Raw genomic sequence first — 20143 nt, 5'->3', positions numbered from 1 at the left:
CAGCAGTTTCACCTTACCCGGGCAAAGTACACCATGGCAAAAGTCAAGACCATCTACACCTGCAGCGATTGCGGCGCCATCAGCAACAAATGGATGGGGCAATGCACCTCGTGCAACCAGTGGAACACCATGGTGGAAACCCTGCCCGAGACGGGCGGCAACAACCGCTATTCGAATCCGCAGCACATGTCGCTGGCGCAGACGGCGCCCGTGCTGTCCCTCGATGATATCGACGCCATCGACGTGCCCCGCTTCGGCACGGGCATCGAGGAATTCGACCGCGTGCTGGGCGGCGGCATGGTGGCGGGCGGCGTCGTGCTGATCGGCGGCGACCCCGGCATCGGCAAGTCGACCCTCCTGCTGCAGGCGCTGGCCAATATGTCGCACCACAAGCGCGTGCTGTACGTCAGCGGCGAGGAATCGGGCGCGCAGATCGCCCTGCGCGCCAAGCGCCTCGTCATCGACGCCAAGGAACTCAAACTGCAGGCCGAGATTCAACTGGAAAAGATCCTGTCCACCTTGAACGACCTGAAGCCGGAAGTGGTGGTGATCGACTCGATCCAGACCGTGTATTCGGACGCGCTCAGCTCGGCGCCCGGTTCCGTGGCGCAAGTGCGCGAATGCGCGGCCCAGCTCACGCGCGCGGCCAAGCAGACGGGCGTGACCATCATTCTGGTGGGCCACGTGACGAAAGAGGGCGCGCTGGCCGGCCCCCGCGTGCTCGAACACATCGTCGACACGGTGCTGTACTTCGAGGGCGACGCCCATTCCAGCTTCCGCCTGGTGCGCGCCATCAAGAACCGTTTCGGCGCCGTCAATGAACTGGGCGTGTTCGCCATGACGGAAAAGGGCTTGAAGGGAGTATCGAATCCGTCCGCCCTGTTCCTGTCGCAGCACGACAATCAGGTGCCCGGTTCCTGTGTGATGGTGACGCAGGAGGGCACGCGCCCGCTGCTGGTGGAAATCCAGGCCCTCGTCGACACGAGCCACTTGCCCAACGCGCGCCGCCTGTCCGTCGGCCTGGAGCAAAACCGCCTGGCCATGCTGCTGGCCGTGGCGCACCGCCATGCGGGCATCGCCGCCTTCGACCAGGATGTGTTTATCAACGCCGTCGGCGGTGTCAAAATTACGGAACCGGCGGCCGACCTGGCCGTGTTGCTGGCGATTAACTCGTCGATGCGCAACAAGCCCTTGCCGCGGGGACTCGTGGTGTTTGGCGAAGTGGGGCTGGCCGGTGAAATCCGCCCCGCGCCACGGGGCCAGGAGCGCTTGCGCGAAGCGGCCAAGCTGGGCTTTACTTTGGCCGTGGTGCCCAAGTCGAACTTGCCCAAGCAAGTCATCGAAGGCCTCAAGGTCATCGGCGTCGAGCGTATCGATGAAGCGTTTAACAAGTTGCGCGACCTGGAGTAATAGTTGGTATGGTTTAAATGCCAAGCTTGAGACAAGTCAAACAGAATTTCCGTTTAGAACTATAATATTTGTCCGATGGATTCTCCCCATGAATCCGCATCGACAATGAATTGATAGAGAAGCGGAATACAGTGTCAGTTGAGCAAAGGCAGGGCGCACGCAAGATATTGCGTGCCAAGGCAATGTTGGTAATGGATGGCGCGGGCCCCGTGGCGGCGCGCACCCTCGATGTGGGGCCGGGCGGGATGGCGGCCGTCATCGCGGAACCGGTGCCGACAGGCAAGCAGGGCAAGGTGCTGTTCGAATTGTTTTACGATGGTGCGGCGCACATCATCGAGGCGCGCGTGTCCGTCTCGCACTGCATTTTCAGCAGCGCAGGTTTCAAGGTGGGACTCACTTTCCTGCAACTGGACATGGCCGTCAGCAGCGCCATCTCGAAATTCATGCGCTGAGGCAAGTCGGAGAGTGCTGCAGGTGAACTGCGCTAAAATGGTGCATATGGGTTTGCAGTCAGGAAAAACCTGTTCTGTTCGCTGTTTTGATATTCCAGTAATACTGCATAATTATCAACCAGAAGAGGGGCCTTGCCGCGCCACGCGCGCCTGCCGTCCGTCTCGCGCGCAGCACGGTCACGACCTGAACCGTGCGCCATGACCTTACATCCGACGGGAACGCCTACCATGTTTAATTCGACCATCAACAGCAGGGCCTACACCAACAATACGCAGCAGACGACGCAGGGCAATATCTCGGCCGATGTGTATGCGAAGGTGGAGCGCCAGATGCAGTCGCAAAACACGGGCGTCGTCAAGCTCAACGCCAGCCTGGCGCGCGACCAGGCCAAGTTCTCGGGCCTGGGCCAGCTGCAATCGGCGCTGGCGAAATTTCAGACCGTGGCCAAGAACATGGCCGGCAGCGGCCTGGCCACGTCGGCCACGTCCAGCAGCAAGGATGTGCTGAGCGCCACCACCACCGACAAGGCCGCCAGCGGCAGCCATGAACTGAACGTCAAGCAACTGGCGCAGGGACAGACCTTGCTCAGCGGCGCGCAGAAATCCTCGAGCGCGGCGATCGGCACGGGCGCGCCCGCGCTGGTGAAGATCGAAGTGGGCTCGGCCGACGGCAAGCAATTTACGCCAGGCAGCGGCAAGATCATTTCGCTGACGATTGACAGCAGCAACAATAGTCTCGACGGCATCGCCGCCGCGCTCAAGCAGCAGGGTATCGACGCCAGCGTGGTCAAGGGCCCCGATGGCTACTCGCTGGCCTTGAACGGCAAGAGCGGCGCCGACAGCAGCATGCGCATCAGCGTGGCTGGCGACGCGGCCGTCAGTAATTTGCTCAGCTATGCGCCCGGCGCCGGCAAGGGCATGCAGCAAACGGCCGCCGCGCAGGACGCGCTGCTGACCGTTGATGGCAAGGAAATCAAGAGCGCCACGAATACCCTGACGACGGCCGTCGAGGGCGCCACCATCGAATTGAAGAAAAAAGGCACGACGGACCTCGTCATCGCCAAGGACAGCAGCCAGATCGCCAGCAACGTGGCCAACTTCGTCACGGCCTACAATGAACTCAACAGTAAGCTGCAGAGTTTGCAGCAGGGCGATTTGAAGTCCGACACGGCCCTGGGCCAGGTGCGTTCGCAGATGGAGCAGGTGCTGCGCACGGCCAGCACGGGCGTGCCATCGTCGGTGCTGGGCAGTGCCGGCGTGACCCTGGGCAAGAGCGGCGAGCTGGTGCTCGACGATAAAAAACTCAAGGCCGCCATCGCGGCCGATCCGGACGCCGTCAGCAAGATGTTCACCAATAACGGCAAGGGCGTGGCGGACCAGTTCGTCAGCAAGATCGGCGAGCTGACAGGCGAAACGAGCATCATCCGCAAGGAAGTGCAGACGGTCGGCAAGGACATCACGACGCTCACCAACAAGAAAGCCGTGCTGGCCAAGGCGCTGACGGCCCAGGCGCAGGCGCTGGTGAAAGCATATTCGGCCCAGGAACAGATGGGAACGAACTCGGCCTTGCCGGGTTATACCGGCAAGAATTCCTTGTTCGACTTCATGGCTTAAGAGCGCACCGCTAAAGCGCCCAGGGCGGCGTTGCATCGCCTTGCCGTACCAGCGTACTGCCTGCGGCGCTGCGCCTTGCCCTGAGCGCTGTATCGGCACGCTTTCCAGTTGGCTAGATTCTGTCGCCCTGGGCAAAGAAGGCTGACGGCGAGCTGCCGAAAGTCTTCTTGAACATGGCGGAAAAGGCCGACTGGCTGGCATAGCCCAGTTCTTCGGCCACTTGCGACAGCGGCACGCCGCGCGCGATCAGGGGCGCCGCGTGCGCCAGGCGCACTTGCTGGCGCCACTGGCCAAAACTCATGCCCAATTCCCGTTCGAACAGCCGCGCCAGGGTACGCTCCGAGGCGCCGACTTGCTGCGCCCAGTGTTCCAGGGTCTGGTGCGAACCCGGTTTCTCGATCAGGCTGTCGCACAGGGTTTTCAGGCGCTTGTCGCTGGGCAAGGGCACGCGGATGGGGCGCGTGGCCGAGCGTTTCAACTCATCAAGGATCAGCTCGGCCAGCAGCGCCTCGCGCGCCGGTTCCTGGCCCGGATCCAGCTGTTCCAGCGCCATGATCAGCTGGCGCAGCAGGTTCGACACTTCCAGTACCTTGCAGTCGCGGCCCGCGAATGGCGCGCGCGCGGCATGGATGCACAGGGGGCGCAAGCGGGTTTTTTCCAGTATCGTGACGGCATGCTCCACGTTGGGCGCGATCCAGATGGCGCGCATGGGCGGCAGCACCCAGCTGCTGTTGTTGGCGGTGATGCGCAGCACGCCTTCGAGCGCCATGGTCACCTGACCCCATGGATGACTGTGCGGCAAGAGAAATTCATCGGTTTGCAGGTCGCGCGCGACCATCGTCACGGGGATGGTCGCGCTGGGCGCTTCCCGTGGCGGACACATGCGGGTATGGTGGAGGATAGGTACACCCATCAGCTTGGCCTTAATTCGATAAATTATGTCGTTCTGTCGGAAAACAGACGATGGTATTTTGCATACACTTGAGCTTCACCAGTATAAGACAGGGTATGACATGATAACAACTAACTCGGCAATGGACTTGCCACCGCACTCACCGCCAACTCTGCGCAACGATGCGCGCGTCATCGCCCTGGTGGGGCTGGCGCATGGCGTGTCGCACTTCTACCATCTGATCCTCGCGGCCCTGTTCGTCTGGCTGAAACCGGCATTCGACCTGTCCTATGCGGAACTGGGCCTGCTGATGACGGTGTTCTTCATCATCTCGGGCGTGGGGCAGGCGCTGGCCGGCTTTGTCGTCGACCGTTTTGGCGCCCGCGCCGTGTTGTTTTCTGGCATCTTCTTGCTGGGCGTGTCGGCGCTGGCCCTGTCGACCGCGCACAGCTATGCGGCGCTGATGCTGGGCGCCATGCTGGCCGGTATGGGCAACAGCGTGTTTCATCCAGCCGACTACACGATCCTCAACCAGCGCGTTTCGGCGGCCCGCGTGGCCTACGGCTTTTCCGTGCATGGCATCAGCGGCAACATCGGCTGGGCCCTGGCGCCCCTGTTCATGACGTATGTTGCCACCCATTATGACTGGCGAGTGGCGCTGCAATGCGCGGCCGTGCTGCCGTTTGGCGTGCTGCTGATCCTGTTCCTGAACCGCCACGCCATCCGCCCCGAGCCCGTGAAAATGGCTGCGCCAGGCCAGGCGGCCGGCGGCGAAGGCACGCTGGACTTTCTGCGTTTGCCAGCCGTGTGGATGTGCTTTGCCTTCTTCTTCATTACGGCCATCGCCCTGGGCGGCATCCAGAGCTTTGCCAGCGTGGCCCTCGTCAAGCTGTACGGCATGAGCCTGGCGCTCGCCACCAGTGCCTACACGGCCTATATGCTGGCCTCGGCCGTGGGCATGCTGGCCGGCGGCGTGGTGGGCGCGCGCAGCAAGCAGCCGGACCGTAACGTCGCCATCGCCTTTTCCGCCGCCGCGCTGCTGGCCGTGCTGCTGGCCATGGCCGTCGTGCCGGCCTGGGGCGCGGTGGCGCTGATGGGCGCCATCGGCTTGATGTCGGGCGTGGCGGGGCCATCGCGCGACCTGATGATACGCGCGGCAGCGCCGAAGAATGCCACCGGGCGCGTGTATGGCGTCGTGTATTCGGGCCTCGACAGCGGCCTGGCCGTCGGTCCCCTGTTCTTTGGCGCGCTGATGGATGGCAACCATCCGGCCCTGCTGTTTGTCTTCATCGGCGTGTTCCAGGCGCTGGCGATTGCCACGGCCGTGGGCGTGGGCGGCAAAACCCGCGCCGCGGCGCTGCAAAAGGCATAGAATCGTTGCCATCTGCCACTCAAGGAACTCCCATGACCTTTGCCACCACCGACCTGTGCGACGACTATGCAGCCATGCTGGATGATGGCACCCTGGCCGTGCTGCCGCCCGTGTACCGCGCCTTTGGCCAGCGTGTGCGTTTCAGCGGCCCCGCCACCACCTTGCACGTGTTCGAAGACAACGCGCTCGTGCGCAGCACCCTGGAAACGCCAGGCCACGGCCATGTGCTGGTGATCGATGGCGGCGGCAGCCTGCGCCGCGCGCTGGTGGGCGGCCAGCTGGGCGTGCTGGCCGAAAGCAACGGCTGGGCCGGCATCGTCGTCGATGGCTGCATCCGCGACAGCGAGGAAATCAATGTCTGCCAGATCGGCGTGCGCGCCCTGGCCACGCATCCGCGCAAGAGCAACAAGACGGGCGCCGGCCAGCGCGACGTGCGCGTGCAGATCAGCGGCGTGGCCGTGCATCCGGGCGACTGGATCTACGCCGATGCGGACGGCATCCTGGTGGCGCGCCAGGAACTTGATTGAGGCATTCCTCTCCGGAAGATGCGTTGCAAATTGTCTACATTAAATATATTTTTGCAAAGTTCTTTGATTTTCATCATGGCTGGGATATGATTTCACTTAAGGTAACTTTAATGTCAACAAAGCAAGGAAATCAGATCATGAAAATCGCCACCATCGCCGCAGTTGTCGCCCTGTTCGTCGCCGGCAGCGCCAGCGCCAGCCCCGTCAACCTGATCGCGAATGGCAATTTTGAAACGGTCGCTTCCGGTTACGCCTTCGACAGCGGCTTTAAAGTCGTCAACAGCGGTTCGTCGGGCATCACGGGCTGGACCGTGGGTGCCAGTTCCGTCGACCTGATCCGCAATGCGTATAACGCCATCGACGGCTACAGCATCGATTTGCTGGGCACGCCAGGTCCGGGTTTCCTGTCGCAAAATTTCAGTGTCGTTGCCGGCCAGACATATAACCTGAGCTTTGACATGGCGCGCAATTCCGGCGGCCCGGCAGGCCAGGGCGTGAGCGTCAATTTCGGCGGCGTGGCCGGGGATTTCTACTCGACGGCTGCCGCTTCGAACACCTTGTACAGCAACACGCTGAGCTTCACGGCCGCTGCCACCGGCCTGGCGACCCTGTCGTTTGCCAGCGCCGCCAAGGCCGGTACGCCGTTCGACAATTACTCGGGCGCCGTGATCGATAATGTTTCCGTGATGGTCGCCGTGCCGGAACCGGAAACCTACGCCATGCTGCTGGCCGGCCTGGGCCTGATGGGTTTCCTGCGCCGCCGCAAGGCCGCCAGGTAATCCCGGCTCCGCCCCACGTCAGACCGCCTGCTGCATTGCACAGGCGGTTTTTTGTTTTTCAGGGGGCTGGTGCTGCCTCGGCATCTCCCCGCAACGGACAGGCGGCCGCCTGCGGCTCCATCCGCCGCGCCAGTTCGCCGCGCAGCTGCGTCAAGCCGGCGATGCGCGCATCGATGTCGGCCAGCTTGCGCGCCAGCGCCGCGCGCAGCAGGTCCGCCATGGCCGGATCGCCTGCGCCGGCCAGCAGCGGCATGTCGGCCTCGATTTCCGCCAGGGTAAAACCCAGCTGCTGCGCCGTGCGCAGGTAGCGCAGCCAGTCCGCCGCCTCGGGCGGATAGTCGCGGTAGCCATTCGCGCCGCGCCGCGCGCGCAGCAAGCCCCGCTTTTCATAGAAGCGCAGGGTATCGCGGCTCAAGCCCGTCGCCTGCGCCATCTCGCCGATCTGCATGGAAATATTCCTTCATAAAATGCTTGACCATGGAGTGTACTCCAGCCTTGAGAATGAATGCTTTCCATACACAGGAGTTCCCATGTTATCTGTTGTTGCTTTCCGCCGCCTGGTGCGCGCCAGCGCCATTTATGATGTGCTCATGACGGCCGCGTTTGTCACGCCGTGGACGTTCCTGCTCATGCGCGAGCACTTGAACGCCCTCAACCTGGCCCTGGGCGGCGCGCCACTGCCAGTGTTCGAACCCTTGCATTTGCTCATCAGCAGCATGATGGGCAGCGTGGTGATGGTCTGGTCGGTGCTGCGCATGCTGGATCCGCAGCCGCGCTTCGGCCGCTACGACGCGGTGGCCCGCTACCTGTTTTCCACCTGGATGGCGTGGGCCTTGCTGATGACGGGCCAGCCCCTGCTGTGGCTGTTCCTCGTGCCGGAACTGGCCTGGGGCCTCGCGCAAAGCTTGCCATTGCGCCGCAGCGAAGGTGGGCGGGAAGGGCATCCACGCGAATCGCTGTTGAGATGACGATAACGAAATGCAATAATGGCCGTGCTCGCAGTGCAACAATGACTGCAATGAACGACTCTAAGGGAATGAATATGCAGCAGGATGCGGCTGGAAAAAACATGGCGTTACTCGATCCGGTGGTGGCGCCGCGCATCGCGGTGACGCGCCTGGTGACGGGCCTGCTGCAAGGCTTGCTGCTGTACTGGCTGTACAGCACGGCCCAGGACAAGGTGTGGCCCGCCACGGAAGCCTATCTGCTGGGTCCGTTGATGCTGATCAGCTTGCTGCTACCGATCCTGCTGGTATCCAGCCTGGGCCATATGTCGGCGAAGCGCATCGTGCTGTGGATGGCGGGCGCCGCCGTCGTGCTGGCCGTGCTGGCCTGGCATGACGTGGCGCGCGGCGCCGAGCACGTAATCTGGGGCAACTACAAGCCGGGCGCGCCCCTGCGCGTCATTTCCGCCCAGCTGTTCGGTTTTTGCGTGGTGGGCTTCTATATCGCCCACGCGCTGGTGCTGGCCAGCGCCCAGGATGGCCAGCGCATCGCCCGCTATCCCACCTACTTTGAAATCGCCTGGAAGCTCGGCATCCAGCTGCTGTTTTCCCTGCTGTTCGTGCTGGGCCTGTGGCTGGTGCTGTGGCTGGGCGGGCAGCTGTTCCTGCTCATCAAGCTGAGTTTCCTGAAAAAACTGCTGGGCCAGGCCTGGTTCGTGATTCCCGTCATCTGTTTCGCGTTTTCGTTTGCCATCCATATCACGGACGTGCGCCCATCCATCGTTCGCGGTATCCGCACCTTGCTGCTGGTGCTGCTGTCGTGGCTGATGCCGATCGCCGCCGTGCTGGTCTCCGGCTTCCTGCTGACCTTGCCATTCATCGGCTTCGAGCGCCTGTGGGCCACGCGCCACGCCGCTTCTGTACTGCTGGGCATGGCCGGCGTGCTGGTGGTGCTGATCAATGCCGCCTTCCAGAATGGCGAAGTGGGCCATGGCGTGGCGCGCGGCATCCGCCTGGGCACGCGCCTGGCCTGCCTGCTGCTGCCGTGGGTGGTGGGCATCGCCATCTATGCGCTGACCCTGCGCGTGATGTCGCACGGCTGGACATCCGACCGCCTGATCGCCGCCGCCTGCCTGCTCGTCGCCACCTGCTACGCCGCCGGCTATGCCTGGGCGGCCAGCAAGTATGGCGACTGGCTGCACCTGATCGCCAACGTCAACGTGGCCACCGCCGGTGTCACCCTGCTGGTGCTGTTTGCCCTGTTCTCGCCGCTGGCGGACCCGGCGCGCATTTCCGTGGCCAGCCAGATGGCGCGCCTGAACAGCGGCAAGGTTGGCGTGGACAAGTTCGATTTCGAATACCTGCGCTTCCAGGGCGCCCGCTATGGCCAGGCGGCCTTGCAGGAATTGAGCAAACGCACGACGGGGCCTGACGCGGCCATCGTGCGGGCCCGCGCCGACGCCATGCTCAAGCGCCAGAACCGCCTCGACGAAACGGGCGCGCTGAGCGACGTGTCGATCAACCTGACCCTGCGCCCGGCCACGGCGAAGTTGCCGGAGAGCTTCCTGCGCCAGGACTGGACGCAAGTGAGTCCGGCCTGGCGCCTGCCCGCCTGCTTGAAGCGGGCAGGGCCGCAGTGCGACGCGTATCTGCTCGATTTCGATGGCGATGGCAAGCAGGACGTACTGTTGATCAGCAATGACCCGCGCGCCTCGTCGGTGTTGCTGGCGGAAAAGGAAGACGGCAGCTGGACCGCGCGCGGACAGATCCCCACCGATGCCCTGCGCTGCAAGCCCCTGCGCGAGAAGCTGCAGGCGGGCGAATTCCAGCTGGTGCCGCCGAAAGTGCGCGAACTGGAAGTCGACGGCCAGCGCGTGCCGATGACTTTATATACGCCAGAGGACGAGGTCAGCTGCCCCGATGAGACGGCGCCGGCTCCGTAAATGGCAGTGAGAGGACTTGGCGCACGGGACCAAGCCTCTTGCTGCTTCCGAAGGCAGCAACTTCGTGCACTGAATCTGCAGGCTGCCCGGTATCGGCTGCGGATTCAATCGGTCAACGCAACACACTGTTCAGATCGTTGAGCCGGTGTCTGGTAGTGTCGCGTCTTCCTGTGGCAGTTCGACTTGAACTCTGAAAGCGATGACGAGAGAAGCGAACAGCATCACAACGCCAGCAATAATGAAAACGCCCGTGACGCCACCAAACCCGAACATCATGCCGCCCAATGCCGCGCCGGCAGCTATTGAGGATTGCACCGCAGCGACGACCATGCCGCCAGCCGTCTCCGCTTGATCTGGAACAGCACGAGCTACCCAGTTGGACCAGGCGACAGGTACGCCGCCGAACGCCAAGCCCCAGAGGGCCACCAAAAGCATCAGGCCGGTTCCCTGGACTGGCAGTAAAATCATGCCGAATGCCGCCAAGCCCACCAGCGCAGGCATACCCACTAAAGTAGCATGCAGGCTACGCTCCATTAGCCAGCCGGCCAGCAGCGTGCCAATGAAGTTGGCGACACCAAAACCCAGGAGCATCAGAGACAAACTGTTTACATCAATATGGGCAACGCTTTCAAGCGCGGGGCGAATATAGGTGAACAATGCGTATTGCCCCGTATGGGCAAGTACACAGCCCAACATCCCGATCCCGATCCCCGGGCGACGCAGCAGTGCCAGGACAGACGGGGTGCGCATCATCGTGCGCGGTGCCATACGGGGCAGTGTGAACAATTGAAACAACAGTGTTAGCCCTCCGACAGCTGCGGCTGCTATAAATGCACTGCGCCAGCCATATATCCCCCCCAAGTAGCTGCCCAACGGTACGGAAACAACCGTCCCGATGGCGATACCGCTGAAGATTATGGATAGCGCTCGCGGCACTGACTTTGCTGGCACCAGTCGCATAGCCACGGCTGCCGCCATACTCCAAAAGCCTCCCAAGGCGACGCCCAGCAGAATGCGCATCACCAACAAAACTGTCAGGCTTGACGATAACGCCACCAGCAAGTTCGACGCGATCATCAGCACTGTGAAAGCTAACAAGACGACACGTCGGTCAAAACTGCGCGTCAGGCGCGGCACTGAAAGCCCCGCGACCATGGCCACGACGGCCGTCACCGTCACTGCCTGACCAGCCAGCGCCTCCGACACGCCGAGATCGAAGGCCATCGGGGTCAATAGGCTGGCTGGCAGGTACTCCGCCGTCAGGAGGCCGAAAACCCCCATTGCCAGTGAAAACACTGCCATCCATGCCGCTGCCGCTGGCTCTGCAACAGACGCATCGCTCGCGTTGGGCGTTTGCCCGTTACCCAAAACATCATTGTTCATCTCTAACATTCCTAAAACGATCAGAGTCGAAAGTCTAGAGGGAAAGCTCAGGATGATCTATGATGATAAGTCTTGATGTTTTGATCGAAACTCCTGAAATGACCAAGAAGAATCAAGTTTTCCTGTCCTCTGGTCTCGTCAGTGAACTGTTGATGGGGATGCGCCTGCGTGGCGTCCAGTACCGCCGCATTCAGACCGGTCCAGCTTTCGGCATAGGCTTTGAAGACAAGCCAGGCCACGCCTACTTCCACTTCGTGGCTGTTGGCACTGCCTACCTATGTACGGATGATGGCGAGTTGCATGAGCTGTCCGCCGGTAGCGCGGTGTTCATGCCGCACGGCAGGAGGCACCAGCTGCTATCGGATGCGGGCGTTGCATTTCAGGACATCGACAAGTTCGATGTCGCGCCCCTTGGTGACGCCGTTAGCGGAGTCGACACATGTCCCAGTACGGCCTCCGTGCCCAGTGCAATTATTTTTTACGGCTGCATGGAATTCGATCTCGGCGGGATGCAGGGGGTCGGAAAGTTGATGCCAACCGTCATGGTGGCCGACACGCAAGCGCAAGGTTATCCCGGCTTGCTGCCGGTGCTGGATTCAATGAAGCGTGAAATCTGCGCCGGTCGTATTGGCTTTGCAGGCATTCTGGCTCGACTGGCAGAGGTTGCGGCAGCAATGATCGTGCGCGGCTGGATTGAATGCGGTTGTGAAAGCGCCTCCGGTCTCCTCGCCGCATTGCGTGATCCGCGCCTCGCTCTTGCCATATTGGCGCTGCACCGCCAGCCAGGACGGGAATGGACAGTTGCACAGTTGGCTGCGGAGTCTCATGTCTCTCGCTCTGTCTTCGCACGACGCTTTCAAACCACCATCGGGGTGCCGCCCCTGCGGTATGCCACGGAACTGCGGATGCGTCTTGCTAAACAATTGCTCACTCATGAAAGAGTGTCCATCGACGCCGTTGCCCAACGCCTTGGCTATACATCTCAAGCCGCGTTCAGTCGTGCTTTTAAGCGCGTCATCGGCAGGCCACCGGGTCGCGATCGGGAAGTGCTGTGAGGAGAATAGCTTTCGGGGAGCAAATATTGATTGGTCGCGCCACTTTTCAAACCTCGCTACTGGAAGGTTTATTTTTGATATGTTATTGAAAACACCGTTTGTAACGTTTACACCGACGCAGGAAGGCGACGCAGATGAACTTGTCGCACTTCGCATTGAGGCGATGCGCGATAGCCTGATGCAGGTGGGGAGATTCGATCCGGTTCGAGCGAGAGAGAGGTTTCTGTCAGGCTTCTTGCCGGAGCACACACGCCATATTGAAACAGAAGGCAAACGGGTCGGCTTTGTTGTTCTCAAACAGCAACCAAAGGCCATGCTGCTCGACCACCTCTATATTCATCCAGACAACCAGGGCCATGGTATCGGGGCCGTTGTTCTCGCTCGTATTATTGAAGAGGCAAACGCTCTTGGTTTGCCGGTTCGAGTGGGAGCCCTGCGCGGTAGCGACTCAAACCGTTTCTATGTGCGTCACGGATTTACATTGATCGAGGAAGGAGACTTTGACAATTATTACATTCGTCCATGCGAAATGGACACCAGGCGCCCGGATCAAATGTAGAGCGCCATTTATAATAAAGATGAGCCTCCGTTTTGTGGCGGAAACTGCCAATGAGTCCAATTGACAATCCGCCAGTTGCGTTGCGCGCCTGCGGTGGAGTTTGTCCGGGCAGGGCTGCCTGTATCGCCGCTGTAGCAGTCGTCCGACTGATACAGCATGTGCTTGTACGCGTCGCCTTGTGCCTTGTCCCTGCCGTGCCGCGCTTCTAGACTGGGGCCTTCTCCACGCTGCGACTGCCTGCCATGACCGAACTGCTGCCCCTGATGAGCTATTGCTTTGTGATGTCCGCCACGCCCGGGCCGAACAATGTCATGCTGGCCACCACCGGCGCCAATTTCGGCTATCGCGGTGCGCTGCCGGTGATCCTCGGCATCCAGGTCGGCATCTTTGTGCAGACCGTGCTCATGTGCGTGGGGCTGGGCAGCGTGTTTGTCGCGTATCCGATGGCGCAGCAGGTGCTGCGGATCGCGGGCGCGCTGTACCTGATATTCCTGGCCTGGAAGCTGGCTGGCGCCTCGGTGGCCGGAAGCAGCGCGCCGAAGGCCGTGTCGTTTGCGCAGGCGGCCCTGTTTCAGGCGCTGAATCCCAAGAGCTGGCTCAAGGCGGTCACCATGGCGTCGGTCTTCATGCCTGCGCAGGGCAATATGCTCGCCAGCGCGCTGCTGGTGTCCGTGACCGGCACCGTGGTGGGCACGCCGTGCAACGCCATGTGGGCGTTGTTCGGCATCTCGATCCGCAGCGTGCTGAAAGCGCCCCGCAACCAGCGCCTATTCAATCTGGCGATGGGGGCTATCCTGCTGGTCCTCGCCTTGATGTTTTTACGCTAGACTTCCACCCATGTTCGCCATCGACCGCTCCTCCCCCATCGCCCTGTTCAAGCAGATCGAGGCCGCATTGCGCCTGCAGATCGCGCAACGCGTCCTGCCTGGCGGGACCCGGCTGCCGTCGATCCGCCAGCTTGCCACGCAGCTCGCGGTCAGCACCAACACCGTGGTGGTGGCGTATGACAGGCTGGTGGCCGCAGGCGTCATCGATACGCACGGCACGACAGGCTTCTTCGTCTGCGCACCAAGCGATGCCAGCCGCGCCATTCCCGACGAGGTGGCGCTGGAAGCGGGCCAGGAGCAGGAGCCGGTTTGGCTGAGCCAGCAAGTGAACGACCAGCGGCCGGGCGTGCTGCTGGCCAGCAGCGGCGCCTTGCCGCCCACCTGGCTGCAGGACGCGCTGCCGGCGGCTGCCGTGCAACGTGGTCTGGCGCGCAGCGCGGCCGGCATGGCCTCGCGCTGTCCGCCGCAAGGGCTGGCCGAACTGCGCGAGCAGATCGCGCTGCTGTTGCGCGGCATCGGCATCGCTGCGGACGCCAGCCACATCCTCACCACGTTCGGCGGCACCCATGCAATCGATCTGATCTGCCGCACGTTTCTGCAGCCCGGCGATACGGTGCTGGTGGAAGACCCCGGATACTTCCTGATGTTCGGCAGGCTGCGCCAGGACGGCGTGCGCCTGGTACCCATCAAGCGCCGTCCCGATGGCCTCGACCTGGACGAACTGGAAGCGGCCTGCCGCGCGCACCGTCCGCGCCTGCTGTTCGTGCAGACGGCGTTGCACAATCCCACGGGGTGGAGCAGCAGCGCCGCCAACCTGCACAAGGTGCTGATCATGGCGCAGCAGCATGGCTTCCTGATCGCCGAAGACGACGTGCACGGCCATTTCCAGCCCGGCCACAGCACGCGGCTGGCATCGTTGTCCGGACTGGACGGCGTGATCTATTACTCGAGCCTGTGCAAGGCGCTGAGCCCGGCTCTGCGCATGGGCTACCTGGCCGCGGCGCCCGCTTTGCTCAAGCTGCTGATGCGCACCAAGATCCACGCCATCATGACTCTGCCTGCGCTGAACGAATACGTTTTGCTGGAAGTGCTCAAGGCTGGCAACCTGCGCAAGCACCTGGAGCGGCTGCAACGCAAGATCATGGTGGCGCGCAACGCCAGCACGCGGCAACTGAGCGCGGCCGGCGTGCTGTTCGAGCAGCCCGGCGACGCAGGCATTTTCCTGTGGGGCAGCATGCCCGAAGGGCTGGACGTGGACTTGCTGGTGCAGGACGCCTACCGCAACAAGATCCTGCTGATGCGCGGCGCCGCGTTCTCGGCCAACGACACGCCCGACCAGCACATCCGCTTCAACGTCGCCTTCAGCCAGCATCCCCGCGTGAGCGCCTACCTGGAAGAACGCCTGCGGGCGGTGGCTGGCGCGCGCTCAAGCCTGGCCCGCGCCAGCCGCGCCGCCAGCATCGGCGGCAAGTCCTGAGCATGGTCTGCGCCTTTCCTTGTCATTTGTTGATATTCTGGAGGGGCTCTTTTTTCGCCAGCGTGTCAATTTGGTGTGCCGCCACCCTTCACCGGGACGGCGCACCGGTTGCCCATTCCACTTTCACCAGGGAAGCGCCATGAACAAACAGATCATCCTGAACCTGCCCGTGAAGGACCTGGAGAAATCCAGGGCCTTCTTTTCCGCCCTCGGCTTTGCCTTCGATCCCCGCTTCAGCGGCGAGAACGCGGCGTTCATGAATATCATCGACGGCAGCATCCAGGCCATGCTGACGACCGAAGCCTTTTTCCAGTCACTGATCGGCAAGCCGGTGGCGAATGCGAAGCAAGCCAATGAAGTCGTCATTTGCCTCAGCTGCGAAAGCCGGGAAGAGGTGGACAGCCTGATCGCCAGGGCCAAGGCCGCAGGTGGCCGCATACCGCATCCGCCCGAGGACCATGGTTTCATGTATGACCAGGGCTTCGAGGATATCGATGGCCACCTGTGGAACCTGGTCTGGACGGCGCCGGAAGCCTGACGCGCCGAGTCAGCAAACAGGCCGTATCAGTTCTTCGTGCGCACCTGGCGCACATGGTTTTCCAGTTCGCTGAACGAGGGGCGTTCCGTGGCGGAAATGACCTTGCGGCCGAATTCCACGGCCAGCGCCGGAGCGTAGCCGTTCAGGCTGGCCAGCAAGGTGACTTTCACGCACTGGTACATCTTTGCCGTTTCATGGTGCTTGCGGCGCAGCAAGCTGGCCAGCGGCGCGATGAAGCCGTAGGCCAGCAAGATGCCGATGAAGGTGCCCACCAGCGCCTGCGCGATCAGCACGCCCAGTTCGGCCGGCGGCAAGCCGACGGACGCCATCGTGTGCACCACGCCCATCACGGCGGCCACGATGCCGAAGGCGGGCATGGCGTCGGCCAGCTGCGAAATCGTCTGGATCGGCATTTCCGCATCTTCATGGTGCGTCTCGATCTCGTTATCCATCAGGTTTTCGATCTGGTAAGCATCCATATTGCCCGATACCATCAGGCGCAGGTAGTCGGTGATGAATTCCAGGATGTGCTCGTCACCGAGCGTGTACGGGTATTTCACGAAGATGGGGCTGCGGTACGGGTCGTCGATATCGTCCTCGACCGACATCAAGCCTTCCTTGCGGATCTTGCTGAGGATTTCATACATCAGCCCCATCAGTTCCATATAGCGCGCCTTCGTGTATTGCGAGCCGTGGAACAGGGTGGGCAGGGCGGCGAACGTGGCGCGGATGGCCTTGGCGTCGTTGCCGACAAAGAAGGTGCCCAGCGCGGCGCCGCCGATCATCAACAGTTCCAGCGGCTGGAACAGGGCGCCCAGGTGGCCCCCCTGCATGGCGAAGCCGCCAAAGACGGAAAACAGCACGACGAGAAATCCGAGTATGACTAGCAAAACCTACTCCTTCATAATATTGCCATATCGCAATATTGTAGTTTAACCTGATTTGGCCGCCGTGGCCGCTTCCGGCTGCAACTGCTGGATGAGAAAATTGATAAAAGCGCGCACTTTGGCGGGCAACTGATGGCGGCTCGGATAATAGGCGTACAGGTCGGCCGGCGCCAGCGCGTAGTCGGCCAGCACCACGCGCAGGCGGCCGCTGTCGAGGTAGCGGGCCAGGTCCCATTCCGAGCGCAGCAGGATGCCGTGCCCGTCCAGCGCCCAGCCCAGCACCACGTCGCCATCATTGCTGGCCACCGTGCCGCGCACCTTCACCGTGTGCGTGGCGCGGCCTTTACTCAGGCGCCAGATGCCGTAGGCGTCGTCGTTTTGCCGGTGCACGATGCAGCGGTGCTGCGCCAGCTCGTCCGGGGTGTGCGGCGTGCCGTGCGCCTGCAGGTAGGCGGGTGAGGCGCACAGGAAGCGCCGGTTCGACATGATCTTGCGCGCCGACAAACGCGTGTCGGGCAAGTCGCCGAAGCGGATGCCCAGGTCGTACGCCTGCTCGACCAGGTTGATGGGGCTGTCCGTCAGTTGCAGCTGCACTTCCAGCTGCGGGTGGCGCAGGGCAAATTGCGACAGCAGAGGGGCGATCACCGTGCGCCCGAAGCCCAGCGTGGCATTCACGCGCAGCAAGCCTTTCGGCTCCGCGCTGCCGCTGGCCAAGGACTCTTCCATGGCGCGGATATCGTCGAGGATTTGCCGGGCCTGCTGCAGATAGCTTTCGCCGTCGCCCGTCAGGCTGATGCGCCGCGTGCTGCGGTTCAGCAAACGCACCCCCAGGCGCTGCTCCATCAGCACCAATCGCTTGCTGACGGCGGGCGGCGTGATGCCCAGCTCGCGCGCCGTGGCCGACAGGCTGCCCAGCTTGGCCAGCAGCACAAAGAAAGCCATTTCCGTGGTGGCGTCGCTTTTCATTATTAACTTCAAGTGAAGAATGGTTTAAATTACTATCGATTATACGGTTTCATATCGCAGTTAAGCTGGCGTCATTGTTTTCACTACAGGAGAGCCGCATGAAAATCGTTGATATCCGCGAAAAGACCATCCCCATCTCTTTCCCCATCCGCAACGCCTACATCGATTTCAGCAAGATGACGTTAAGCCTGGTGGCCGTCGTCACGGATGTCATGCGCGACGGCAAGCCCGTCGTCGGCTACGGCTTCAATTCGAATGGCCGCTACGGCCAGGGCATGCTGATGCGCGAGCGCTTCATTCCCCGCATCCTCGACGCCGATCCCGCCTCGCTGGTGACGGATGACGGCAGCAATTTCGATCCGCACAAGGTGTGGGACTGCATGTACACGAATGAAAAGCCGGGCGGCCACGGCGAACGTTCGGTGGCCATCGGCACCATCGACATGGCCATTTGGGACGCCGTGGCGAAGATCGATAACAAGCCGCTGTTCCAGCTGCTGGCCGAGCGCCACGGCACGGGGGCACAGGACAAAAAAGTCTTCGTGTATGCGGCCGGCGGCTATTACTACCCGGGCCAGAGCCTGTCTGCCTTGCAGGATGAGATGCGCAGCTATATCGACCGCGGCTACACGGTGGTCAAGAAAAAGATCGGCGGCGCCTCGCTGAACGAGGATCTGCGCCGCATCGACGCCATCATGGAAGTGCTGCAGGATGGGCAAAAGCTGTGCGTGGATGCCAACGGCCGTTTCGACCTGGACACCTCGATCGCCTACGCCAAGGCGCTGCGCCAGTACGACCTGTTCTGGTATGAAGAGGCGGGTGACCCGCTCGACTTCGAGTTGCAATCGACCTTGCGCAGCTACTACGACAAGCCGATGGCGACGGGCGAAAACCTGTTTTCCATGCAGGATGCGCGCAATCTGATCCGCTACGGCGGCATGCGCGCCGACCGCGACTGGCTGCAGTTCGATTGCGCCCTCAGCTACGGCCTGGTGGAATATTTACGCACGCTGGACATGCTGCACCAGCACGGCTGGTCGCGCAGCCGCTGCATTCCGCACGGCGGGCACCAGATGTCCTTGAATATCGCGGCCGGCCTGGGCCTGGGCGGCAATGAATCGTACCCGGACCTGTTCCAGCCGTTCGGCGGTTTTCCCGATGGCGTGCGCGTGGAAAACGGCCATATCACCATGCCGGACCTGGTCGGCATCGGCTTCGAGGGCAAGGCCAACCTGTATGCGGAAATGCGCGCCCTGAGCGGCCAGTAAGCGCTATGGCGTTCTTTGCCAGAAACGCAGCCGGTTGCCGAACGGGTCCGCCACTTCCAGGATGCGGCCCCAGTCCTCGTCGCGGATGCCGGGCCGCGCATACGGGTAATCCTTCGCCTGCAGCTCCGCGTGCAGGGCGGCGATGTCGTCGACGGGGATCAAGAGCGCCGTGCCTGGCGTGGCGTCGCCGTAGTGCTCGGACAGATGCAGCACGAGATCACCGCGCGTCACCTGCAGGTACAGCGGCGCCGTGGGCGCGAAGCGGTGTTCCCAGTCCAGGGTAAAACCGAGAAAACCGAGGTAGAACTCGCGCGTTTTTTCTTCGGAAAAGCTGCGCAGGATGGGGATGGCGGGGGACAGCTGCATGGCGGCCCTTTCAACAAAGGTGGCAAGATTCCTATTCTAGCGTCAGGCCAGCGCCTGCCGTTTCATGCGCGCGGCGGGGCTGGCCTTCTCCCAGCGGAACAGCCACATGATGATCAATTTGGTCGTGGCGCTGACGCAGGCCAGCAGCAGCAAGGGCCAGCCGGTTTCCAGCCCCATGACGCAGGCAAAGAAGATGGTGCTGACATCCATCGCCAGGATGAACTGGCTCATTTTCAGGGACACGGCACCCGTCTTGCCCGAGCGCCAGATCAAGCGGATCTGGTGCGCATAGCCCTGCGCCAGCAGCACGGTGACGACAACGATCAGGCTTTGCGAGATCACGCGTTTTTCATCCGTGAAGGTGGGGCCGAACAGCAATCCCGCCACGCCCACACCCAGCAGCAGCGCGCACGCCAGCAGCGCGTTGCGCGATGCCCGGCTGGGGCGGTCGCGGTTGATTTCATACAGGATGCCCAGCGCGATCAGCGAGGCGATCAGGCGCGGCCAGACGATGTAGTGGTTGAAGGGCGTGATCGAATAGCCGTACACGAAGAAGGCGCAGTAGGCGAGGAAGCTGACGGTGAACTGGTTGAGCGACAGGATGTCCGTCGCCTGGCCTGCGCCCAGGCTGGCGTCGTGCTTGCGCCGCCAGATTTTTTGCAGCTGCGACCATAAACCAAGCAGGCTGACGACGATGAAGAGGGAGTTGAGGCTGCCGGCGAGGGCGTAGAGGGCTTGATGCTGCAAGGTGTCTTCCTGGAGGACAAGGCAGCCCTGCGAGATGGGACGCCTTGTCTATACATTTTGCAACATATTCTCACGAGGTAAATTGCCATGCAAGCAATATTTCATGTCTGGCTGACTTTGCCAATACTTGCCCGAAC

The 20143-nt window shown here is 62.1% G+C and carries 21 protein-coding genes; 14 read left to right on the top strand and 7 right to left on the bottom strand.

The genetic code is table 11. The features are described from left to right. Window positions 1-33 precede the first annotated feature (33 nt). From radA to fliD, 3 genes are all read left to right on the top strand, one after another. Entirely contained in the window at window positions 34-1410 is a 1377-nt protein-coding gene (gene radA, locus BLT98_RS06565; RefSeq protein WP_046683923.1) for a DNA repair protein RadA, read from the top strand. A 131-nt stretch (window positions 1411-1541) separates the two neighbouring features. Next, on the top strand, window positions 1542-1862 hold the full coding sequence (locus BLT98_RS06560) for a PilZ domain-containing protein (RefSeq protein ID WP_280141164.1): 321 nt from the start codon (window positions 1542-1544) through the stop codon (window positions 1860-1862). A 228-nt stretch (window positions 1863-2090) separates the two neighbouring features. After that, window positions 2091-3476: a flagellar filament capping protein FliD gene (gene fliD / locus BLT98_RS06555; RefSeq protein ID WP_092606030.1), complete on the top strand. Its 1386-nt coding sequence runs from the start codon at window positions 2091-2093 to the stop codon at window positions 3474-3476. A gap of 112 nt (window positions 3477-3588) precedes the next feature. Here fliD and BLT98_RS06550 read toward each other — a convergent pair whose 3' ends face one another. After that, window positions 3589-4389 (bottom strand): AraC family transcriptional regulator, encoded by an 801-nt coding sequence (locus BLT98_RS06550; protein ID WP_070282210.1) that lies wholly within the window; start codon window positions 4387-4389, stop codon window positions 3589-3591. A gap of 100 nt (window positions 4390-4489) precedes the next feature. Here BLT98_RS06550 and BLT98_RS06545 point away from each other — a divergent pair, with 100 nt between their 5' ends. The 3 genes from BLT98_RS06545 to BLT98_RS06535 all read left to right on the top strand — a co-directional run bounded on the left by BLT98_RS06545 (window position 4490) and on the right by BLT98_RS06535 (window position 7046). After that, entirely contained in the window at window positions 4490-5740 is a 1251-nt protein-coding gene (locus BLT98_RS06545) for an MFS transporter (protein ID WP_244517408.1), read from the top strand. 32 nt (window positions 5741-5772) lie between these two features. Further along, window positions 5773-6267, top strand: coding sequence for a ribonuclease E activity regulator RraA (rraA, locus tag BLT98_RS06540; protein ID WP_034779352.1), 495 nt, complete (start codon window positions 5773-5775; stop codon window positions 6265-6267). Between the two features lie 137 nt (window positions 6268-6404). Beyond that, window positions 6405-7046, top strand: a complete 642-nt coding sequence (locus BLT98_RS06535; protein ID WP_244517407.1) for a choice-of-anchor C family PEP-CTERM protein — start codon at window positions 6405-6407, stop codon at window positions 7044-7046. 58 nt (window positions 7047-7104) lie between these two features. Here BLT98_RS06535 and BLT98_RS06530 read toward each other — a convergent pair whose 3' ends face one another. Then, complete coding sequence (locus tag BLT98_RS06530) at window positions 7105-7494, bottom strand: MerR family transcriptional regulator (protein WP_092606024.1); 390 nt, start codon at window positions 7492-7494, stop codon at window positions 7105-7107. 82 nt (window positions 7495-7576) lie between these two features. Here BLT98_RS06530 and BLT98_RS06525 point away from each other — a divergent pair, with 82 nt between their 5' ends. Both BLT98_RS06525 and BLT98_RS06520 read left to right on the top strand, forming a co-directional pair. Further along, window positions 7577-8014, top strand: a complete 438-nt coding sequence (locus BLT98_RS06525; RefSeq protein WP_092606022.1) for a hypothetical protein — start codon at window positions 7577-7579, stop codon at window positions 8012-8014. Between the two features lie 101 nt (window positions 8015-8115). After that, entirely contained in the window at window positions 8116-9933 is a 1818-nt protein-coding gene (locus tag BLT98_RS06520) for a DUF4153 domain-containing protein (RefSeq protein WP_092607002.1), read from the top strand. A gap of 129 nt (window positions 9934-10062) precedes the next feature. Here the strand turns inward: BLT98_RS06520 and BLT98_RS06515 are convergent, their stop codons facing one another. Next, complete coding sequence (locus BLT98_RS06515; protein WP_034779340.1) at window positions 10063-11316, bottom strand: MFS transporter; 1254 nt, start codon at window positions 11314-11316, stop codon at window positions 10063-10065. Window positions 11317-11375: 59 nt separating this feature from the next. Between BLT98_RS06515 and BLT98_RS06510 the strand changes: the two genes are divergently transcribed. From BLT98_RS06510 to BLT98_RS06490, 5 genes are all read left to right on the top strand, one after another. Continuing rightward, window positions 11376-12371 carry an AraC family transcriptional regulator gene (locus BLT98_RS06510; RefSeq protein WP_092606020.1) on the top strand — a complete coding sequence of 332 codons (996 nt, stop codon included), beginning with the start codon at window positions 11376-11378 and terminating at the stop codon, window positions 12369-12371. 79 nt (window positions 12372-12450) lie between these two features. After that, a complete protein-coding gene (locus BLT98_RS06505; RefSeq protein WP_092606018.1) occupies window positions 12451-12930 on the top strand; it encodes a GNAT family N-acetyltransferase in 480 nt (159 codons plus the stop codon). 242 nt (window positions 12931-13172) lie between these two features. After that, entirely contained in the window at window positions 13173-13757 is a 585-nt protein-coding gene (locus BLT98_RS06500; protein WP_092606016.1) for a LysE family translocator, read from the top strand. A 10-nt stretch (window positions 13758-13767) separates the two neighbouring features. Continuing rightward, the gene (locus BLT98_RS06495) at window positions 13768-15234 is read left to right on the top strand and encodes an aminotransferase-like domain-containing protein (RefSeq protein ID WP_092606014.1); all 1467 of its coding nucleotides are present in this window, start codon (window positions 13768-13770) and stop codon (window positions 15232-15234) included. Window positions 15235-15373: 139 nt separating this feature from the next. Beyond that, window positions 15374-15772 carry a VOC family protein gene (locus BLT98_RS06490; RefSeq protein WP_092606012.1) on the top strand — a complete coding sequence of 133 codons (399 nt, stop codon included), beginning with the start codon at window positions 15374-15376 and terminating at the stop codon, window positions 15770-15772. A gap of 26 nt (window positions 15773-15798) precedes the next feature. Here BLT98_RS06490 and motA read toward each other — a convergent pair whose 3' ends face one another. Next, window positions 15799-16662, bottom strand: coding sequence for a flagellar motor stator protein MotA (motA, locus tag BLT98_RS06485; protein ID WP_034779327.1), 864 nt, complete (start codon window positions 16660-16662; stop codon window positions 15799-15801). A gap of 42 nt (window positions 16663-16704) precedes the next feature. Continuing rightward, window positions 16705-17625 (bottom strand): LysR family transcriptional regulator, encoded by a 921-nt coding sequence (locus BLT98_RS06480; RefSeq protein WP_092606010.1) that lies wholly within the window; start codon window positions 17623-17625, stop codon window positions 16705-16707. A 98-nt stretch (window positions 17626-17723) separates the two neighbouring features. On the opposite strand from BLT98_RS06480, the gene BLT98_RS06475 reads away from it, so the two are divergent. Further along, window positions 17724-18893: a mandelate racemase/muconate lactonizing enzyme family protein gene (locus tag BLT98_RS06475; protein ID WP_092606008.1), complete on the top strand. Its 1170-nt coding sequence runs from the start codon at window positions 17724-17726 to the stop codon at window positions 18891-18893. Between the two features lie 3 nt (window positions 18894-18896). Here the strand turns inward: BLT98_RS06475 and BLT98_RS06470 are convergent, their stop codons facing one another. After that, window positions 18897-19259 carry a glyoxalase superfamily protein gene (locus BLT98_RS06470; RefSeq protein WP_070255437.1) on the bottom strand — a complete coding sequence of 121 codons (363 nt, stop codon included), beginning with the start codon at window positions 19257-19259 and terminating at the stop codon, window positions 18897-18899. A 42-nt stretch (window positions 19260-19301) separates the two neighbouring features. Then, window positions 19302-20006, bottom strand: coding sequence for a hypothetical protein (locus BLT98_RS06465; RefSeq protein WP_092606006.1), 705 nt, complete (start codon window positions 20004-20006; stop codon window positions 19302-19304). Window positions 20007-20143: the final 137 nt, after the last annotated feature.

It is taken from the genome of Janthinobacterium sp. YR213 (genome assembly GCF_900099875.1).
GTDB lineage: Bacteria > Pseudomonadota > Gammaproteobacteria > Burkholderiales > Burkholderiaceae_D > Janthinobacterium > Janthinobacterium lividum.
This window is presented reverse-complemented; position numbering and strand designations above follow the sequence as displayed.

Bases quoted from the DNA above. Each gene is read 5' to 3' on its own strand.
- radA (WP_046683923.1), top strand. From the start codon at position 34: ATGGCAAAAGTCAAGACCATCTACACCTGCAGCGATTGCGGCGCCATC.
- fliD (WP_092606030.1), top strand. From the start codon at position 2,091: ATGTTTAATTCGACCATCAACAGCAGGGCCTACACCAACAATACGCAG.
- BLT98_RS06550 (WP_070282210.1), bottom strand. From the start codon at position 4,389: ATGGGTGTACCTATCCTCCACCATACCCGCATGTGTCCGCCACGGGAA.
- BLT98_RS06545 (WP_244517408.1), top strand. From the start codon at position 4,490: ATGATAACAACTAACTCGGCAATGGACTTGCCACCGCACTCACCGCCA.
- rraA (WP_034779352.1), top strand. From the start codon at position 5,773: ATGACCTTTGCCACCACCGACCTGTGCGACGACTATGCAGCCATGCTG.
- BLT98_RS06535 (WP_244517407.1), top strand. From the start codon at position 6,405: ATGAAAATCGCCACCATCGCCGCAGTTGTCGCCCTGTTCGTCGCCGGC.
- BLT98_RS06530 (WP_092606024.1), bottom strand. From the start codon at position 7,494: ATGCAGATCGGCGAGATGGCGCAGGCGACGGGCTTGAGCCGCGATACC.
- BLT98_RS06525 (WP_092606022.1), top strand. From the start codon at position 7,577: ATGTTATCTGTTGTTGCTTTCCGCCGCCTGGTGCGCGCCAGCGCCATT.
- BLT98_RS06520 (WP_092607002.1), top strand. From the start codon at position 8,116: ATGGCGTTACTCGATCCGGTGGTGGCGCCGCGCATCGCGGTGACGCGC.
- BLT98_RS06515 (WP_034779340.1), bottom strand. From the start codon at position 11,316: ATGAACAATGATGTTTTGGGTAACGGGCAAACGCCCAACGCGAGCGAT.
- BLT98_RS06510 (WP_092606020.1), top strand. From the start codon at position 11,376: ATGATGATAAGTCTTGATGTTTTGATCGAAACTCCTGAAATGACCAAG.
- BLT98_RS06505 (WP_092606018.1), top strand. From the start codon at position 12,451: ATGTTATTGAAAACACCGTTTGTAACGTTTACACCGACGCAGGAAGGC.
- BLT98_RS06500 (WP_092606016.1), top strand. From the start codon at position 13,173: ATGACCGAACTGCTGCCCCTGATGAGCTATTGCTTTGTGATGTCCGCC.
- BLT98_RS06495 (WP_092606014.1), top strand. From the start codon at position 13,768: ATGTTCGCCATCGACCGCTCCTCCCCCATCGCCCTGTTCAAGCAGATC.
- BLT98_RS06490 (WP_092606012.1), top strand. From the start codon at position 15,374: ATGAACAAACAGATCATCCTGAACCTGCCCGTGAAGGACCTGGAGAAA.
- BLT98_RS06480 (WP_092606010.1), bottom strand. From the start codon at position 17,625: ATGAAAAGCGACGCCACCACGGAAATGGCTTTCTTTGTGCTGCTGGCC.
- BLT98_RS06475 (WP_092606008.1), top strand. From the start codon at position 17,724: ATGAAAATCGTTGATATCCGCGAAAAGACCATCCCCATCTCTTTCCCC.
- BLT98_RS06470 (WP_070255437.1), bottom strand. From the start codon at position 19,259: ATGCAGCTGTCCCCCGCCATCCCCATCCTGCGCAGCTTTTCCGAAGAA.